The following is an 18,201-nucleotide window of genomic DNA, read 5'->3' on the forward strand; positions in this document are numbered from 1 at the left end:
CGCCTCTGGAATTTTCAGAGGCAACGCCTTTTCTCATTCGAGTATTTTTGCAACCCAATCAACAATCGCCTGAATACCCTGATAGACGGGTTCCGGGTTTTTGCCGTCAAAATTAACGTAGGCGAGGCGCGCGACGAGTTCTTCCTCTAGCATACCGAAAGCGGTGCCGGGGAGCAGGGCAACACCGGCTTCTTCTAGAAGCGCTGCACACAGGGTGTCCGATCCGTTAATCCCCCGCTGGGCGAGTTGCGTGCGGAATCGCCCAAAATCTGGAAAGAGATAAAACCCTCCTTCGGGTGCGGCGGTGTCGATACCAGCTTTGTTCAGCCGGTCGGCGGCGGTGTTGCCAATCTCTTGCAACAGCGTTCTCTGGTGCTGCACAAAAGCCTGGATGTCGGGGCCGTATTCGTAGGCCTTGATGGCTGCATGCTGTATGGGTGCAGCGACACACGACCAGGTCTCCGACGCGACACCAAACAAACGCGGTAATAAACTGTCTTCCAGCGCCGCAGGCACATGCATGACGCCCAGTCGCCAGCCACCCGCGCCACACCATTTTGATAAGCCTCCGGTGACCAAGGTACCTTCGGGATACCATTGCGCCAGCGAGCGATGTTCACCTTTGTGGTGCAGCATGCCGTAGATTTCATCGCTGATCACCAGTACACCGTGCGCGCGCATTACCTCCGCCAAAGCACCCAGTTCGTCGGCGCTGTAGCTGGTGCCACTGGGGTTGCCGGGGTAGTTCAATACCAAAATCAAAGGTACATCGGGGTTGGTTCGGCTGCGACAAAAGGCATCCAGCTGGGCAGCGCTTAGGCGCCAGTGGTCGGCCGCGGTGGTTTGCAGCCGGTGTACAGGGTGTCCGGCCAGATGCGCTTGCGGCTCATAGCTGACCCAACTGGGTGAAATCAGCAGGACTTCGGCGCGTGTGAATGCAGCCATGACAGCGAAGATCAGCAATTTACTGCCGGGGCCTATGAGCGTGCGCTCGGGTTGCCAATCCACACCGTCTTGCGTGCGATGAAATTGCGCCACGGCTTGGCGCAAGGCGGGTAAACCCTGTACGGGCAGGTAGGCTTTTTCACCGGCGTGTTCACGCAAGGCTGCTTGCAGTGCGTCCGGCACCGGAAAAGGGCTTTGGCCAAAGCCAAAGCGGTGAATTGGGCGCGTTTGCGCGAGGCTGGCCGAACGCTCGTTAATCAGCAAGGTTTCAGAGTGTTGAATGGGGCGAAGATAGTGGTTCAGATTCATGGGGTCGCGCTGCCTGTCTTTGTCTGGGTGATGGCGTACTGCGGTTAAGGATAGGGGGGGCAGGATAAATTTCATTTTATTGTTTAAAATGAAATTATAATTTCATAATGTCGCGTAAAACCGTCATAAGGTACTCATAATGCAAACGCCTGCAACCTCAAGCATTGTCTTTCCGCCTTCGTCGCTGACTGAGCTGCGCCGTGTTCCTGCGGCATTGCAGAGAGGTGAGTTGACGTTGACCATGGGCAAGCGTTCGTTTCATGCGCTCTGCACACTGTTGGACGAGCCGACGCTAGCGGCGACTCATAATATTGTGGAGTTGGCCGGCCAGCTCAACATAAGCGCTGCCTCGTTAACGCGCTTGGCCCGTTTGTTGGGCTACAGCGGCTTTGGGGCTTTTCAAGCCATTTTCCGCGATGCAGTCAGTAAGCCTCGACACTATTACAGTGAACAGGCAAAGGCCATGGCAGCGCCAGAGGCGGTTTCAAGCACGGCGTTACTACTCGACGATCAGTTAAAAGCGGTACAACGGCTGCGCACTACGGTCAGTGAGAATGAGCTGGATGCGGCAGTTGAGTTACTGGTGAAGGCTCGGCGTATACGTGTTGCCGGGCGTCGTCAGTCGCACAGTTTAGCGACGCTCTGTGCTTACATGTTGGGTTTGATTCGCGATGGCGTCAGTGTGGTCGGCGCCTCGGGAGAAGGGCAGGCGCAAGCCTTGACGGACATGACAGAGCGCGACCTGTTGGTGGTGTTTGGCTCCGAGCCTTACAGTCGGGACACCATCAAGTTGGTGCAAGTTGCTCATCGTATGGGCTTGCCGGTATTGGCGTTTACCGACCACAGTCATTCACCTTTGAGTCAGTGGGCGTTGCAGGCGGTGCGCGTGCCAAGCCAAGGGAAGCTTTACACCAACAGCTTGGTTGCAACCTTGCTGGTGGTGGAAACGGTGCTGATTCAGGTGGCACAGCGGTTGGGTAAAAAAGGGATTGCCCGGCTGGAAAAACGCGAAGCCGTCATCGGTTGGTTGAACGATGAGTATTAACGCGGATGTGTTATCCTGCCGCCATGTTTGTAAGTGATTTTTTAAGGAGTAATGATGACGATCACCATCTGGCACAATCCACGGTGCAGCAAATCGCGTGAGACGTTGAAGCTAATAGAAGATAAGGGGATTACGCCTCGTGTGCGTCTCTATTTGGAAGATACCCCGACGATCACCGAATTGCGCTCGGCATTGGGCAAGCTGAATTTGACGGCCCAGCAATTGGTGCGCAGCAAAGAGGCCATCTTTAAGGAATTGGGTTTGAACAATTCCGGTGCCGATGAAGATATGTTGCTGGCCGCTATGGTAGAACACCCGAAATTGATTGAGCGCCCCGTCGTTTTCTCTCCTAAGGGGGCTGTTCTGGGCCGTCCGCCGGAAAATGTATTGGAGATTCTCTAAGGTGGATAACCCCTTTATCCTGATTTTGTTTTACAGTCGCGGCGGAAAAACGGCGCAACTGGCGCAGCACTTGGCCCACGGTGTGGAGTCGGTATCTGGTATGGATGCGCGTTTGCGCACAGTACCATCGCTGAATACAGCCGATGAAGAGAGTGATTATTTGCCCGCTGACGTTGCAGATTTGCGCGACTGTGCCGGTTTGGCCTTGGGCAGCCCAACACGGTTTGGCACCATGGCCGCGCCAATGAAACATTGGTGGGAGCAAACCACCCCACAGTGGTTGAATGGGGACTTGGTGAATAAACCGGCCTGTGTATTCACTTCTACGTCGTCGCTTCACGGCGGACAGGAAGCGACTTTGTTGTCGATGATGGTGCCTTTATTGCACCATGGCCTAGTGATCATGGGCACACCGTACACAGAGGCGTTGCTGCATACCACCGAGTCCGGCGGTACGCCCTATGGCGTAACACACTGGGACAAAGACAAGAAAGCGCTGACGCGCGAAGAGATTCAGTTGGCACAAGCACAGGGCAAGCGCCTCGCCACCTTGGCTTATCAGCTCCAAAATGGGAACAATACGGGTTTATGATGTCTATAACGCAACAACAAAAATGGCTCAGAGTGACTTGGGCCAGCTACATCGCACTGGTTTTAATGTATGCCGTGCAAACGTGGGTTACCGCCCCTAGCGGCGTTGGTACGCCTTTTGAGGTCATAGGTGCCGGCATGGCGCTGTGGTTCCTGAAAACCTTACCTCTGTGGTTGTTTTGCCCGGCTTTGATTCGCCTTAATGCGCGTCAGCTTAGCTGGTTCGGCTTTGTCACCTTGCTCTATATTCCTTTTACTATCGTGGCGGCTTTTGATGAACCACGCTGGATTGGGTTGTTGATGAGTGTGGCCAGTATGGGGCTGTTTTTAGGTAACGCCTACTTGGTGCGAGCGCTCAAACGCGGTCTTTAATAGGCTGGCCATGCGGACCGAAAAGTTACCATCAGAGCTTGCCATCTGAGCCACAGGTATTATCCTTTAACGGCGCTCGTAAAAAGCGAGTGCCTAAAAACCATAACTATAATCTGAGTACACGGAGACGACCATGATTAACCTTAAGAAAGCCCTGACCGTCGGCGCAGCCACTGCAGGCCTGACGCTCGCGATGGCAGGTTCTGCTACCGCTAATCAATTCATCACCATTGGTACGGGTGGTGTTACCGGTGTTTATTACCCCGTTGGTGGCGCAATCTGCCGCCTTGTGAATGCGAATCGGGCCGATCATGGCATTCGCTGCTCAGTTGAGAGTACCGGTGGTTCTGTGTTCAACGTGAACACGATTCGTGCGGGTGAACTGGACTTCGGTGTTGTACAGAGTGACGTACAATATAACGCTATCGAGGGTAAAGCACAGTTCGAAAACAATGCCTACGGTGACTTGCGCGCAGTGTTTGCACTGCACCCTGAAGCCTTTACCGTGGTAGCGCGCAGTGACGCTAATGCACGTACTTTTTCAGACCTTGAAGGTAAGCGCGTAAACATCGGTAACCCTGGCTCTGGTCAGCGTGCTACATTGGAAGCTCTGCTGGGCATCCAAAACCGTACAACCAGCATTTTTTCACAAACTTCTGATTTGGTCGCCGCCCAGATGGCGAGTGCCATGTGTGACAACCAAGTCGATGCGATCATCTACGTTGTGGGTCACCCCAGTGGCGCGATCCAAGAAGCCACTAGCACCTGTTCCAGTAACTTGGTCAGCGTAACAGGACCTGCAGTACAAGAGCTGTTGGACACCTTCCCGTATTACGCTCCCGCTACTGTGCCTGGTGGTATGTACCGTGGTAACGCCGAGCCTGTAGAAACCTTTGGTGTTGCAGCGACCTTGGTGGCTTCAACCAGCACTTCAGATGAGGCTGTCTATCAGTTGGTGAAAGGTGTCTTCGAGAACTTGGAAGCCTTCCGTAACCTGCACCCTGCACTGAGCGGTCTCACCCGTGAAGGCATGATTGGTGCTGGTTTGTCAGCGCCTTTCCACCCTGGTGCGGAGCGCTATTATCGTGAAGTAGGCTTGATGGACTAAGCGTGCATATAATGCATTAGATCTATGATAGAGCGGGCGTTGTTCTCACACAGTGAGTGCACGCCCGTTCTTTTTTGGTGGAACAAAAATGAACGATAATAATAAGCCGTCTCAGGCTAACGCAGCGCAAGACGATGGTGCGCTACGCGATCTTTTGGAATCTGAAACTGGGGCCCGCAACCCTGGTGGTATAACGGGCGCAGTCATTATTACAGTGGCTCTCGCTTGGGCATTGTTTCAATTATGGAATGCCTCACCGTGGTCGTTGTTATCGACCACTCTTGCTCGGCCTATACACCTGGCCTTTGCCATTTTCCTCGCTTTTATGATGTTTCCGGCCTTCAAACGTTCGCGCCGGGATCGTATCCCTATTGTTGATATTCTGTTGGCCCTAATGGCGTCGGCGTCTTCGCTTTACTTGGTGGTGAATTACGAAGCGTTAGCGCAGCGCCCAGGTATTCCGGAAACTGCCGACTTGGTATTCGCGGGTATGGGCTTGGTCTTGCTGCTCGAAGCCACACGCCGAGTGCTGGGCAAACCCTTGATGGTGGTGGCTGGGGTGTTTCTTATTTACACCTATTTTGGTCCGTACTTTCCAGAGGTGATTTCGCACCGTGGTGCGAGTGTTAATCGCCTGTTGTCGCACCAGTGGCTGACGACAGAAGGGGTGTTCGGTGTTGCCATTGGCGTGTCGGCCAGCTTCGTGTTCTTGTTTGTGCTCTTCGGTGCTTTGCTCGACCGTGCAGGGGCTGGCAACTACTTTATTCAGGTGGCTTTCTCTCTGCTGGGCCACATGCGTGGCGGGCCCGCAAAGGCGGCCGTTGTCGCCTCGGGGATGACCGGTATTATCTCTGGTTCGTCCATCGCTAACGTGGTGACAACGGGTACGTTTACGATCCCGCTGATGAAGCGCGTCGGCTTTCCAGCCACCAAGGCAGGTGCTGTTGAGGTCGCTTCGTCCACCAACGGGCAGCTGACACCGCCCATTATGGGGGCTGCGGCCTTCTTGATGGTGGAGTACGTTGGTATTTCCTACCTGGAAGTCATTACACACGCGCTGCTACCCGCGTTGATTTCTTATGCCGCGTTGATTTACATCGTGCATCTTGAAGCCTGTAAGGCAGGCATGATGGGCTTGCCACGGCGTAAGGTGACCACGGCATTGCAGTCGATGATCAGCTTTCTGACGGTTTTTATTGGGCTGTCTATCCTGACTTTGATTGTCTACTACGGTATAGGGTGGACTCGAACGGTATTCGGTGCCGCTGCCACGCCGACGATTATGGTACTGTTGTTGGCATCTTATGTCGGCTTGGTATGGTACGCCTGCCGCTTCCCTGAACTGGTGCTGGATGACCCCGACAAAGAACTGTTGGAGCTACCGGAAGTCGGGCCGACCGTGAAGTCGGGCTTGTATTTCTTCTTACCCGTGGTGTTGTTGATCTGGTTCCTCGCCGTTGAGCGCCGATCGCCCGGTTTGTCGGTTTTTTGGGCTACCATGTTCATGATGTTCATCGTCATTACCCAGCGCCCGTTGCAGACGTTTTTCCGCAAGAGCGGAGAGATCAACAAGGCGGTGATGAAGGGCTTTATTGATCTCTTTGAAGGTCTGATCAAGGGGTCGCGCAACATGATCGGTATCGGTGTCGCCACAGCGGCGGCCGGTATCGTCGTAGGCACTGTGACCCTGACCGGTATTGGCTTGGTGATGACCGACTTCGTTGAGCTGATTTCCGGCGGCAATCTGATGCTGATGCTGTTGTTCACTGCAGTGATCAGTTTGATTCTTGGGCTCGGTTTACCGACCACGGCCAACTACATTGTGGTGTCTACCCTGATGGCACCCGTCATTGTGGCCCTGGGTGCGCAGAATGGTTTAATAGTGCCCTTGATCGCGGTGCACCTGTTTGTGTTCTACTTCGGGATATTGGCTGATGATACACCGCCGGTGGGCTTGGCAGCCTTTGCGGCAGCGGCCGTTGCGCGAGCCGATCCGATCAAGACCGGTATTCAAGGCTTTGCCTACGACATCCGCACTGCGGTGCTGCCGTTCATGTTTATCTTCAATACCAATCTGTTGCTGATCGACCTGACCGGCTTCTGGCACCTTATGGGGGTTATTGCCTCTGCGTTGGCTGCTATGTTGATCTTCGCTTCGGCGACTCAAGGCTTTTGGCTGGTGCGCTCGAAAGCTTGGGAAATTGTGGCTATGTTGCTGGTGGCCTTTACGCTGTTCCGACCAGGGTTTTGGTGGGACATGGTGCATCCGCCATTGGAGCAGGTATCGGCAACAGAGTTGTACAACGTCGTGGAAGAGATGCCCGATGATGCGACCCTGCGCATGCGTGTCTCCGGCATGACGATGGACGGTCGGGATGTCTCTACTGTGATTGCTTTACCGTTGGGCGAGGCCGGTGCGGATGGACAGGCCCGGTTGCAAAGCAAAGGTCTGGTGACTCGTCTGGCCGATGACTTTGTAGCGGTTGATGCGGCCGTGTTCGGCTCGGAAGCTCAGCGTTTGGGTTTCGACTTCGGCTGGCGCATAGAGTATTTGGAGTTAGAAACAGAGCGACCACCGAAAGAGATCATGTGGTTGCCCGCTTTGCTGTTGTTGGGACTCATCGCCGGGGCGCAGCTACGGCGCCGTAAGCTGGAGGTTGCTCACGCTTAGCGTTTAACGTGAGCGATGTCATAAGGCCGTGGATACTCCGTGTCCACGGCTTTTTCATTTTGTGCCCGCTTTGATTTCTGCGGGAGTGCTTTTTCCTATGCCAAATTGGCATGACCCATCTAAATATGGCATTGGTGCTAAAAATCAATACCCGTTAGATTGTTTCTGTCAACGCTGCTAGCGCGCGTTGGGCAGTGGTGTGCGCCATCGTAGTGCTTTGTAAACATTCATGCACTTAAATGGCTCCGACTTTGGTCGAAAAAGATTTGTCTCGGTGACATTATGAGCTAGTCTTGAGATACATCATTCATCTAGAAACGATGTACTTGCTAAATCTCTGCTTCGAATGGGCAGTCAGGCCACCAACAAGAATAATTGGCCCGGTACTTGCCTAAGAGAGATCGTACGCAAGAAATTCCTTGTTGCGTAACAACTATAATAAGTCATGGGAGATATGACATGAAGAAACTTGCAACGTTGATCGGCGGTGTTGCTGCCGTCGCTACACTATCAATGGGCGCACAGGCTCAAACTCTGGAACAAGTCAAAAATCGTGGCTCATTGAACTGCGGCGTGAGTACTGGTCTGCCAGGTTTCTCCAGCACCGACTCTGCTGGTAACTGGCAAGGTCTGGACGCTGACGGTTGCCGTGCAATCGCTGCTGCGGTATTGGGCAATGCAAACTCTGTTAGCTTTGTACCCTTGACTGCGGTTGAGCGTTTCACCGCTTTGCAGTCTGGTGAAATCGACGTTTTGGTACGTAACACTACTTGGACACTGACGCGTGACGCGTCTCTGGGTCTGAACTTCACCGGTGTGAACTACTACGACGGTCAAGGCTTCTTGGTGAGCACCGATTTGGGTGTTTCTAGCGCTCTGGAGCTTGACGGTGCAGCGGTATGTATCCAGTCGGGTACAACTACCGAGCTGAACTTGGCTGACTACTTCCGTTTCAACGGTATGAGTTATGAGCCAGTACTGTACGATACGTCCGAGCAGACCATCTCTGGTTTTGAAGCCGGTCGTTGTGACGTTCTGACCACTGACCAATCGGGTCTGTACGGTCTGCGTTTGCAGCTGAGTAACCCTGCTGGTGCTATGGTACTGCCAGAAGTTATCTCTAAAGAGCCTCTGGGTCCTGTTGTTCGTCAGGGCGACGACAACTGGTTCAACGTGGTTAAGTGGGTTCATTACGCGCAGCTGAACGCTGAGGAAATGGGCATCACCATGGCCAACGTGGATGAAATGCGTACTTCAAACAACCCTGAAGTGGTGCGTTTGTTGAACTCCAATGAAATGGGTGCGCACTTGAATCTGGACGCTAACTGGGCATACAACATTGTTAAGCAAGTAGGTAACTACGGCGAAATGTTTGAGCGCACAGTAGGTATGGGTTCACCACTGCAGATCGATCGCGGTATTAACGCGCTGTGGGTTGACGGTGGCTTGCAGTATGGTATGCCAGTTCGCTAACCATCTCTGACCGAGACCTTAAAAGCCGGGAGCACAAGTGCCACGCTCCCGGCTTTGCTGTTTGCACGCATCAATCGTGATGCAGTGTCCAGTGTGCAAAGGGAGCATTTCAGCCTACCATGAACGATCAATCTAAAACGCGCCGCGCGGCGTGGTTGTATAATCCCACTTACCGCAACCTGTTTTATCAGGCTCTCGTGGTTGGTGGTCTCTTCTGGTTTCTGTATACCATTACAGGAAACGTATTAAATAACTTGGAAGCACGCGGTATCTCGACTGGCTTCCGGTTCTTGAATCAGCCAGCGGGCTTTGCCATCGCGCAAACTCTGGTTGAATACAACGAAACCTATACCTTTGGTCGGACTTTCGTTGTGGGGTTGCTCAACACCTTATTGGTATCGGCCATGGGCATCGTGTCGGCTACTTTCCTCGGGTTGTTTCTGGGCATCAGTCGTCTTTCACCCAACTGGCTTCTGCGTAAACTCTGTGCCGTCTACATTGAAACCTTTCGTAACATCCCACTGCTCTTGCAGATATTCTTTTGGTATTACGCGGTTTTGCAGACGTTACCTGGCCCTCGTAACGCCATTAACTTTGGTGGCGAGAGCTTCTTCCTCAGTATCCGCGGTTTCTATTCACCTAAGCCTATTCCAGAACCTACATTTGCCATCTACGTCGGCCTGATCGTCGCCGCAGTGATTGGCCTGATCGTACTGGCTCGTTGGGCGAAGAAGCGCTTTATTGCGACCGGTGAACAGTTCCCTGTACTGCCAACTACCATCGGTGTGATGCTGGGTACCATCGTTATAGGTTATTTCATCACCGGCCGTCCCTTGTCGTTTGAGTATCCCGTGTTGCGGGGCTTCAGCTTTGCTGGCGGCATGCGGATTATTCCTGAACTGATGGCGTTGTGGTTCGCCTTGACGATCTACACCAGTACCTATATTGCGGAAATTGTGCGCTCGGGTATTCAGGCGGTGGCACATGGTCAGACGGAAGCCTGTCGGGCTCTGGGCTTGACGGAAAAGCAACGTCTTAACCTTGTGGTTCTGCCACAGGCAATGCGCGTTATGATTCCGCCGATGACCAGCCAATACCTGAACTTGGCGAAAAACTCCTCTCTCGCGGTGGCCATCGGGTATCCCGATTTGGTGGCGGTGTTTATGGGTACAACGCTGAATCAGACGGGGCAGGCTATTGAGATTGTGGCAATGACCATGCTGGTTTACCTCACCATCAGTCTATCGGTATCTGCCTTTATGAACTGGTTCAATAAACGCGTCGCTCTGGTGGAGAGATAAGATGACACAATTTACTCCAACGCCTTCGCGTCCGGCTCCTATCTCTGAAGCGGGCTTAGTGGGCTGGTTACGTAAGAACCTGTTTTCCAGTATTCCCAACTCCATAGTGTCGCTGTTTGCGATCTGGGTTGCTTGGCAGCTTGTCAGCTCTGTATTTAGTTGGGCTATTTGGAACGCCGATTGGAAAGGCAGCACCCGTGCTGACTGCACCAGTGGTGGGGCCTGCTGGGTCTTTATCAGTGTGCGGATGAAAACCTTTATCTATGGGTTCTATCCGTCCGAACTGTTGTGGCGCCCTAATACAGTGTTTGCCGTGTTGGCAGCCTTGATGATCTGGATGACGGTACCGCGACTGCCCTATAAAAAATGGGTCATCATTGCGTCATTGACCATCTTCCCGGTCTTCGCGTACTTCATGTTGTACGGTAATTCGTTCGGCTTGGAGCGCGTACCGACCTCTCGCTGGGGTGGTCTGATGCTGACGCTGGTATTGGCCATCGTGGGTATTGTGGCGGCCTTGCCGATCGGTATCGTATTAGCACTGGGCCGGCGTAGTGATATGCCGATTGTGCGCTTTGTCAGTACGATTTTTATCGAGTTCTGGCGCGGTGTGCCCTTGATCACTGTGCTGTTTATGGCCTCGGTTATGCTGCCGTTGTTCTTCTCGGGTGGTGTTTCGGTAGACCGCTTGTTGCGAGCCTTAATAGGTATCACGTTGTTCCAGGCCGCTTACATCGCAGAAGTGGTACGTGGTGGCCTGCAGGCTATTCCGAAGGGACAGTATGAGGCGGCCGATGCACTGGGGTTATCGTATTGGCAAAAAACCAATTTGATCGTGTTGCCCCAAGCGTTGAAGATCATGATCCCCGGCTTGGTAAATACGTTAATATCCTTGTTTAAAGACACCACATTGGTGTTGATTATCGGATTAGGTGACTTGTTGGCCATGGTGCGTCAAGCCTTGGCAGACCCGGCTTGGTTAGGCTTTCCGACGGAAGGTTATGTCTTTGCGGCCCTGATGTTCTGGATATTCTGTTTCAGTATGTCGCGCTACAGTCAGTATCTTGAGCGACGCCTCAACACTGGCCATAAGAATTAGTGGAGTAACGAATAATGACTACAAATATAAACGACAGCGGTGAGAACGAAATCGTCATATCGCTGAAAAACATGAACAAGTGGTACGGCCAGTTTCATGTGCTCAAGAATATTAACTTGAATGTGAAGCGCGGTGAGCGGATCGTTATCTGCGGGCCGTCTGGTTCAGGTAAGTCTACGATGATCCGTTGTATCAATCGTCTGGAAGAGCATCAAGAAGGTGACATCATTGTCGACGGCGTGCCGTTAACGGACGATTTGAAGAACATTGGTGTGATCCGTCGTGAAGTCGGTATGGTATTTCAGCACTTCAATTTGTTTCCTCATTTGACGGTGCTGCAGAACTGTACTTTGGCTCCTATGTGGGTACGTAAGATACCGAAGAAGGAAGCCGAGGAAATCGCTATGAAGTATCTGACTCGGGTAAAAATTCCTGAGCAGGCCGATAAATACCCAGGGCAGCTTTCCGGTGGTCAGCAGCAGCGTGTGGCGATTGCACGGAGTCTGTGCATGAATCCTCGCGTTATGCTGTTTGATGAGCCGACGTCGGCACTTGATCCAGAAATGATCAAGGAAGTACTGGACGTAATGGTGGAATTGGCGAACGAAGGCATGACCATGCTGTGTGTAACGCACGAGATGGGCTTCGCGAAGAAAGTTGCCGACCGGGTTATCTTTATGGATGCCGGAGAGGTGGTGGAAGAGAATGAACCGCATGAGTTCTTCAACAATCCGCAGCACGAGCGTACCAAGTTGTTTTTGAGCCAGATACTGGGTCATTAATCTCGGGACATACCCATAAAAAAAGCCACTCAATGAGTGGCTTTTCTATTTGTACTATCTGTCTGACCTGCCATTCAATCCATCGATGGCTTCAGCCAAACGCCCGGTTTTTATTGTCTTTGTCGTTGGCGGTTGTGCGAATTTTTTCAGTAAGATTAGATTTTCCAGAACGGCTTACGCACTTCCTTCATTACGTCATACTTAGTCATACCGATGTCACGCAACAGGTAATCAGGCATGTTCATCAGCGCGCGACGCTGCTGGTGACGGCTCCACATGCGCTTGAGGCTTTTTACTGCCTGACGGCCTTGTGGGTATTCAGGGATCTGGATCATCGTTTGAGCTTGTGCAGTCATGGTATTTCTCCTTACCGGGATGTTGACTAACAGGGTTTCTTTAGGTGTGTATATTTTCACCATAATCCCTTATGCTCACAAACGATTGTTTTTTTTCGATACTTAAGTGGTGCTTATGTGAAAGTGAAGTTTCCCCCTCTGCATACGCTGCGGTGCTTCTGGGTAGTCAGCCAAACGGGGAGTTTTAAGGCTGCGGCGGAAGACCTACATATTACGCAGGCTGCGGTGAGTCAGCAAATCCGACAGCTGGAAGAGTGGCTGGGTTTTCAGTTGTTTGACAGAGGCCATCGTCAAATTGAAATAAATGCTACGGGTAAGCAATTATTGCCTTACGTTCAAAAGGGCTTTGACAGTTTGGCAGAAGGCTTACAGCGCCTGAGCGGTGACCCCTCGCCGAACGTTTTGCACCTCTCAGTGTTGCCGTCTTTTGCCAGTGCTTGGCTGTTGCCGCGTGTGCCACAGTTCCAAGAGCAGCATCCGGACATTTATCTGCAAATCGATATGGACCGCGATCAGCCGTTCAATAACGACGGTAAGAATGACATGGGGATACGTTACGGTATTGATGATTTCGTCGGCTTGCATACGCATTGGTTGAGCTATGACACCATCTTTCCGGTATGCCATCCGCTGCTGTACCAAGGTGAAGAAGATGTGTGGAGTTGGTTGAAGAGGCAATACTTGTTGGCGGATCAAGATCCGATGGATTATCACTGGAACCAGTTTTTGATTTCGCATGACCAAGAGCCGTCGGATTATAGGCGGCGATTGCACGTGTCGGATACTTGGGCTTTGACGGAGATGGCGCTGGCGGGGCAGGGTGTGGCCTTGGTGCGGCGCAGTATCTGCAGTGATGCATTGGAGAAGGGGCAGTTGATTATGCCGATCAAGTCGACGTTCCAGTCGCGTTACGGGTATTTGTTGGTGGCGCCGGAGCATCATTTTAAGTGGCCGAAGGTGGTGGCCTTCAGTGAGTGGATTACACAGGGCATACAGAAGATGCCGTGGTATCGGTTGTAGTGGCTAAAGGCATGGGCTCTCGGGTTATGCCTCCGGCGCGCCCTAGCGCTTTTCATGAGTTTCCGCTATAAAGAGCGGCTGAATTTTTTTACGGGATGATGATGAGCGAGTTTGACGATATCCGTCCTTACAACGATGCAGAAGTACCGGCGGTATTACGCCGTGTGGTCGCTGACAAAGAATTGCGGATGGCGATGATCGCCATGCTGATACCGCGTCTCAAGCAGCGCTGGAGCTGGTTGCTGTCGCCTTTGATTGGTGTTGCTCTGCGCATTCAGTTCTTAGGCGTAAAGACCGTGGACGGCTTTCAGCGGCGGCTGGAAGGCTATTTGGGGCGAATTATTCGTCGCTCGTCCGCTGAATACACGGTGTCCGGCTTAGACAAGCTAGACCCGAACAAGCCTTATCTGTTTGTCAGTAACCACCGGGACATCGTGATGGACCCGGCGTTCGTAAACTGGGCACTGTATCAAAACGGTTTCAAGACCATCCGCATTGCCATTGGTGACAATCTACTGAGTAAGCCCTTCGTGTCAGACTTGATGCGCCTGAACAAGAGCTTCATTGTGCAGCGTTCGGTGGCGGGTCGGCGCGAGAAGTTGATGGCGGCGAAAAAGCTGTCGGCTTACATCCATCATTCCATTGTGCAGGAACAGGCGAATATCTGGATCGCGCAGCGCGAGGGTCGGGCAAAAGACGGCGTGGACAAAACAAACTCGGCGGTGATTGGCATGTTCTCCTTGAGCAAGCCGAAAGACCGTACCTACGCGGACTATGTGAAAGAACTGAACATTGTGCCGGTCGCCATTTCCTATGAATACGATCCGTGCGATGTGATGAAGGCGCGCGAGCGTTATTACCAACTTGAGAAGGGTGGCTACCGTAAGGCGCGGAATGAAGATGTGCGCAGCATTGCGCAAGGTATCAGCGGCTGGAAAGGGCGAGTACACCTGGCTTTTGGTGATGTGTTGGACGGGGACTATCAGAATGATGCGGAAGTGGCGGTGGCTATCGATGCGCAGATCCACCGCAAGTATCGTTTGTTTGAAACGAATGAAACCGCTCACCGCTGGTTGAATGAGTGTCCGGACGATGAAGGCCCACATTGGGTGCCCGAAAAGCTACGGGAGCGGGTGAAGGCGCTGCCGAATGACGTGCGCCCGTATTTGCTGGCCCAGTATGCGAATGCGGTAGAATCTCAGCAGAACGCATCGTAGGAGGCGAGCCCTTAATCGAAGCTTACCCGGTAGGAGGCCAGCCCTCTGGCCGATTCGCGCAGAGGGCTGCGCTCCTACGCGACGGCCGTTTGAGCGACGGGCTTTGGCGCTGCTTTTGCCTTGATCGGCTCGACCTTCTTCTGCTTCTCATACAAGAATCGCAACACCGCTGACCGATAATGGTTGTAGGTGGGGTTGTCTGCCAGTTCCAAACGATTGCGTGGACGCGATAGATCAATATCGAGTATTTCGCCGATGGTGGCGGCCGGGCCGTTGGTCATCATAACAATGCGGTCTGAAAGCAGTACGGCTTCGTCGACATCGTGTGTGATCATGATGACGGTATTACCCAATTCGGCTTGAATCTCCATCAGGGAGTCTTGTAGGTGGGCGCGGGTTAAGGCGTCCAAGGCACCGAAGGGCTCATCCATCAGCAGCACTTGTGGCTCCATCGCCAGCGCGCGAGCGATGCCGACGCGCTGCTTCATACCGCCAGAAATCTCCGACGGTCGTTTGTGCATGGCGTGTGTCATCTGCACGAGTTCGAGGTTGTGCTCAATCCAGGCGCGCATCTCGGCGCGGGTTCTGGTGCGCCCGAATACGCGCTTTACCGCCAGTTCAACATTTTGATACGTCGTCATCCAAGGCAGCAGTGAGTGGTTTTGAAACACCACGGCGCGCTCTGGGCCAGGCTCGTTCACTTCTTTCCCGTTCAGCAGTGCACCACCTTGGGTGGCTTGGTACAGGCCGGCGACGATGTTCAGCACGGTTGATTTGCCACAGCCTGAGTGGCCTATCAGTGAAACAAACTCGCCTTTGCCGACCTTCAGGTTGACGTTTTTGAGTGCACAGAAAGGGCCTTTGGGGGTGGGGAATTCAATGCCCACGTTGGTGAGTTCGAGGTGTGTCGTGTTCATGGTGTGTTCCTCTATATTTTGGCGGATGAGTCCAGCCCTCTGGCCAAAATGTTCGCGCAGGGGGCTGCGCTCCTACGGGTTCGGTGATCAGCGAATCTCGGCTGATTTGTCCCAGTTCAATTTGGTTTGTAAGAGCAGCATGATGCGATCAAGCATGTAGCCGATGAAGCCGATCATCAGTACCGCAACGCAGATGCGCCCTAAGGAATTGGATGAGCCGTTTTGGAATTCGTCCCAGACGAATTTGCCCAGCCCTGGGTTCTGCGCCAGCATTTCAGCGGCGATCAATACCATCCAGGCGATCCCCAGCGACAAGCGCAAGCCTGTGAACATGGCGGGAATGGCCGAGGGGATGACGATTTTTCGTACGTGGGTGAACCAACCGAGACGCAGAACGCGGCTGACGTTTAATAAGTCACGATCAATGCTGGAAACGCCGACGGCGGTATTGATCAGGGTAGGCCACAGCGAGCATAGGGTGACGGTGATCATGGAGATCAGGAACGAGCGCGAAAACATGGGGTCGTTACTAACGTACAGGGCACTGACCACCAGGGTGACGAGCGGCAGCCATGCCAGCGGCGATACCGGTTTAAATAACTGAATTAAGGGGTTGAAGGTGCGATAGAGCGTTTGGCTCAAGCCAACCACAATGCCTAATGGTATGGCGATCAATGTGGCTAGGCCAAAGCCGCTGAGCACCGTCCACAGGCTGGTGATGGTCTGGTCGAAGAATGTAGGGCGGCCACTGAAGTCGCGCCAGCGCACTTCGGCGTCCGGGTTCTGCGCCAGCAGGGCCGCATTGCGCTGTTCTTGGCGCTCGTAGAAGTCTGTACGGCGTTGGCGTTCGGTACGATGCTCGCCGACCAGGTTGGACCATTGCTCGGAGACTTCAATGGGGCCGGGAAACGTACCCAGTGAGGTATTGATTTGTTGCGCGCCGATATGCCAGAGGGCTAGGAAGGCCACTAAGCCAAGTGCTGGGAAGAGTAGACGCTGGGCGAGATCCCCCCATTGAGCGCGTGACCACTCAAGCGCGTTAAATTGTTTCAGCCAGGTCAGTGTGGCGTTCATGGTGTCTATTCCTCTGTTCTTACATTGTTGCTTGTTGCTGAAAAAGGGCTGCGGCTATTTACTGCAGCCCTTATCACTCAGGTCTAGGGTGTTTCGTTGCCTTTCAGGCCGATGCTGAATTGCTCCAGATAGGCATTGGGGCTGCTGGCATCGAAAGGCACGCCATCAATGAAGGTGGTGTGTTCGATCGGACGAATGCCGCCATTGAGGGTGGTGAAGTCCGGGAAGGCTGATGCTGGTAGCTTGCCTTCGGAGATCAATTCCTGGGCGGCCTGTTCGTAGACTTCTGGTAGGAACACCTTGCGGGCAATGTCCATGTACCATTCGTCAGGCTTTTGTTCCGGAATTTGACCCCAACGGCGCATTTGCGTGAGGTACCAAACTGCATCGCCGTAGAAGGGGTAGGTGGCGTTGTAGCGGAAGAACACGTTGAAGTCGGGTGCGTCACGCACATCACCTTTCTCAAACTCGAAGATGCCGGTCATGCTGTTGGCGATGACCTCATAGTCGGCACCGACATAATAAGGCTGTGAGATGATGCGCGCGGCTTCAGGGCGGTTGGCGTTATTATCGGCGTCCAGCCAGTAGCCAGCGCGAATCAGCGCCTTAACGACGCGGATGTGGGTGTTGGGGTTTTGTTCGGCCCATTCGTTGCTGACGCCGAAGACTTTCTCCGCGACGTTGTTACGAATGTCGTAGTCGGTCACGACCGGCACGCCGATGCCACGAAACACCGCTTGCTGGTTCCACGGTTCACCCACGCAATAACCATTGATGGTGCCGGACTCCAGCGTGGCAGGCATTTGTGGCGGTGGGGTAACGGAGATCAGGACGTCGGCGTCGATTTGTCCGGCAATGTCACCGCGGTTGGGTGCGTAGTACCCGGGATGAATCCCAGCAGAGGCAAGCCAGTAGCGCAGTTCGTAGTTGTGGGTCGACACCGGGAACACCATGCCGAGATTGAAGTTCTCACCGCGATCACGAAATTCTTCAATCACTGGCAGCAGCGCTTCGGCGGAATTCGGGTGAACCGGCTTACCGTCCACCAGTTCGAGATGCGGTTTCATGCTGGCCCAGACATCGTTAGACATGGTACAAGCATTGCCATTGAGGTCCATGGTGAATGCGGTCACTACGTGTGCTTCAGTGCCAAAACCGATGGTTGCGCCCAGGGGCTGACCGGCCAGCATGTGAGCGCCATCGAGGTCGCCGGTGATGACACGTTCCAACAGCACGCGCCAGTTGGCTTGGGCTTCCAGTTCTACGAAAAGGCCTTCGTCTTCGAAGTACCCACGTTCATAGGCAATGGCAAGGGGTACCATGTCGGTCAGCTTTATGAAGCCGAATTTGAGGTCTTCTTTCTCTGGCCAGCCTGTTTGGGCGATGGCAACGGATGTCGCCAAGCCAGCAGCGAGGCCTAGAGAAACGCTTAGGGTCGTCAGTTTACTCATCGGATTCTCCGTGTATGAAAAAGCGCCGTGCATAAAAAAAGCGCCAAACCACCACTCTGTTAAGAGTG

At 53.3% G+C, this 18,201-nt stretch carries 17 protein-coding genes; 12 read left to right on the top strand and 5 right to left on the bottom strand.

Translation table 11 applies throughout. The features are described 5' to 3' along the window. Positions 1 to 33: 33 nt before the first annotated feature. Positions 34 to 1,254 (bottom strand): pyridoxal phosphate-dependent aminotransferase, encoded by a 1,221-nt coding sequence (locus NFC81_RS06675; protein ID WP_304996751.1) that lies wholly within the window; start codon positions 1,252 to 1,254, stop codon positions 34 to 36. 139 nt (positions 1,255 to 1,393) lie between these two features. Here NFC81_RS06675 and NFC81_RS06680 point away from each other — a divergent pair, with 139 nt between their 5' ends. The 10 genes from NFC81_RS06680 to NFC81_RS06725 all read left to right on the top strand — a co-directional run bounded on the left by NFC81_RS06680 (position 1,394) and on the right by NFC81_RS06725 (position 12,098). Continuing rightward, positions 1,394 to 2,299: a MurR/RpiR family transcriptional regulator gene (locus NFC81_RS06680; protein WP_304996752.1), complete on the top strand. Its 906-nt coding sequence runs from the start codon at positions 1,394 to 1,396 to the stop codon at positions 2,297 to 2,299. 51 nt (positions 2,300 to 2,350) lie between these two features. Further along, positions 2,351 to 2,701: an arsenate reductase (glutaredoxin) gene (gene arsC, locus NFC81_RS06685; protein ID WP_370529898.1), complete on the top strand. Its 351-nt coding sequence runs from the start codon at positions 2,351 to 2,353 to the stop codon at positions 2,699 to 2,701. Position 2,702: 1 nt separating this feature from the next. After that, positions 2,703 to 3,293, top strand: coding sequence for an NAD(P)H:quinone oxidoreductase (wrbA, locus tag NFC81_RS06690; RefSeq protein WP_370529899.1), 591 nt, complete (start codon positions 2,703 to 2,705; stop codon positions 3,291 to 3,293). Next, positions 3,290 to 3,664 carry a DUF2069 domain-containing protein gene (locus NFC81_RS06695; RefSeq protein ID WP_304996754.1) on the top strand — a complete coding sequence of 125 codons (375 nt, stop codon included), beginning with the start codon at positions 3,290 to 3,292 and terminating at the stop codon, positions 3,662 to 3,664. Before wrbA ends, NFC81_RS06695 begins: the two co-directional genes overlap by 4 nt. A 133-nt stretch (positions 3,665 to 3,797) precedes the next feature. Further along, positions 3,798 to 4,772, top strand: coding sequence for a TAXI family TRAP transporter solute-binding subunit (locus NFC81_RS06700; protein ID WP_304996755.1), 975 nt, complete (start codon positions 3,798 to 3,800; stop codon positions 4,770 to 4,772). 88 nt (positions 4,773 to 4,860) lie between these two features. Further along, the gene (locus NFC81_RS06705; RefSeq protein ID WP_304996756.1) at positions 4,861 to 7,443 is read left to right on the top strand and encodes a TRAP transporter permease; all 2,583 of its coding nucleotides are present in this window, start codon (positions 4,861 to 4,863) and stop codon (positions 7,441 to 7,443) included. Positions 7,444 to 7,902: 459 nt separating this feature from the next. Beyond that, on the top strand, positions 7,903 to 8,916 hold the full coding sequence (locus NFC81_RS06710) for a transporter substrate-binding domain-containing protein (RefSeq protein WP_304996757.1): 1,014 nt from the start codon (positions 7,903 to 7,905) through the stop codon (positions 8,914 to 8,916). Between the two features lie 119 nt (positions 8,917 to 9,035). After that, positions 9,036 to 10,217, top strand: coding sequence for an amino acid ABC transporter permease (locus NFC81_RS06715; RefSeq protein ID WP_304996758.1), 1,182 nt, complete (start codon positions 9,036 to 9,038; stop codon positions 10,215 to 10,217). 1 nt (position 10,218) lies between these two features. Beyond that, a complete protein-coding gene (locus tag NFC81_RS06720) occupies positions 10,219 to 11,316 on the top strand; it encodes an amino acid ABC transporter permease (protein WP_304996759.1) in 1,098 nt (365 codons plus the stop codon). 14 nt (positions 11,317 to 11,330) lie between these two features. Beyond that, positions 11,331 to 12,098: an amino acid ABC transporter ATP-binding protein gene (locus NFC81_RS06725; RefSeq protein ID WP_304996760.1), complete on the top strand. Its 768-nt coding sequence runs from the start codon at positions 11,331 to 11,333 to the stop codon at positions 12,096 to 12,098. A 155-nt stretch (positions 12,099 to 12,253) separates the two neighbouring features. On the opposite strand, the gene NFC81_RS06730 is transcribed toward NFC81_RS06725, so the two are convergent. Beyond that, complete coding sequence (locus NFC81_RS06730; protein ID WP_304996761.1) at positions 12,254 to 12,454, bottom strand: DUF1127 domain-containing protein; 201 nt, start codon at positions 12,452 to 12,454, stop codon at positions 12,254 to 12,256. A 117-nt stretch (positions 12,455 to 12,571) separates the two neighbouring features. Between NFC81_RS06730 and NFC81_RS06735 the strand changes: the two genes are divergently transcribed. Together NFC81_RS06735 and NFC81_RS06740 are read left to right on the top strand one after the other, a co-directional pair. Beyond that, a complete protein-coding gene (locus NFC81_RS06735) occupies positions 12,572 to 13,474 on the top strand; it encodes a LysR substrate-binding domain-containing protein (protein ID WP_304996762.1) in 903 nt (300 codons plus the stop codon). Positions 13,475 to 13,575: 101 nt separating this feature from the next. Further along, positions 13,576 to 14,691, top strand: coding sequence for a 1-acyl-sn-glycerol-3-phosphate acyltransferase (locus tag NFC81_RS06740; RefSeq protein ID WP_304996763.1), 1,116 nt, complete (start codon positions 13,576 to 13,578; stop codon positions 14,689 to 14,691). A gap of 74 nt (positions 14,692 to 14,765) precedes the next feature. Here NFC81_RS06740 and NFC81_RS06745 read toward each other — a convergent pair whose 3' ends face one another. The 3 genes from NFC81_RS06745 to NFC81_RS06755 all read right to left on the bottom strand — a co-directional run bounded on the left by NFC81_RS06745 (position 14,766) and on the right by NFC81_RS06755 (position 18,133). Then, the gene (locus NFC81_RS06745) at positions 14,766 to 15,608 is read right to left on the bottom strand and encodes an ABC transporter ATP-binding protein (protein ID WP_304996764.1); all 843 of its coding nucleotides are present in this window, start codon (positions 15,606 to 15,608) and stop codon (positions 14,766 to 14,768) included. An 87-nt stretch (positions 15,609 to 15,695) separates the two neighbouring features. Then, complete coding sequence (locus NFC81_RS06750) at positions 15,696 to 16,682, bottom strand: ABC transporter permease (protein WP_304996765.1); 987 nt, start codon at positions 16,680 to 16,682, stop codon at positions 15,696 to 15,698. Between the two features lie 83 nt (positions 16,683 to 16,765). Beyond that, a complete protein-coding gene (locus tag NFC81_RS06755; protein ID WP_304996766.1) occupies positions 16,766 to 18,133 on the bottom strand; it encodes a CmpA/NrtA family ABC transporter substrate-binding protein in 1,368 nt (455 codons plus the stop codon). Between the last annotated feature and the right edge of the window lie 68 nt (positions 18,134 to 18,201).

This window comes from Salinispirillum sp. LH 10-3-1, assembly GCF_030643825.1.
Taxonomy (GTDB): domain Bacteria; phylum Pseudomonadota; class Gammaproteobacteria; order Pseudomonadales; family Natronospirillaceae; genus Salinispirillum.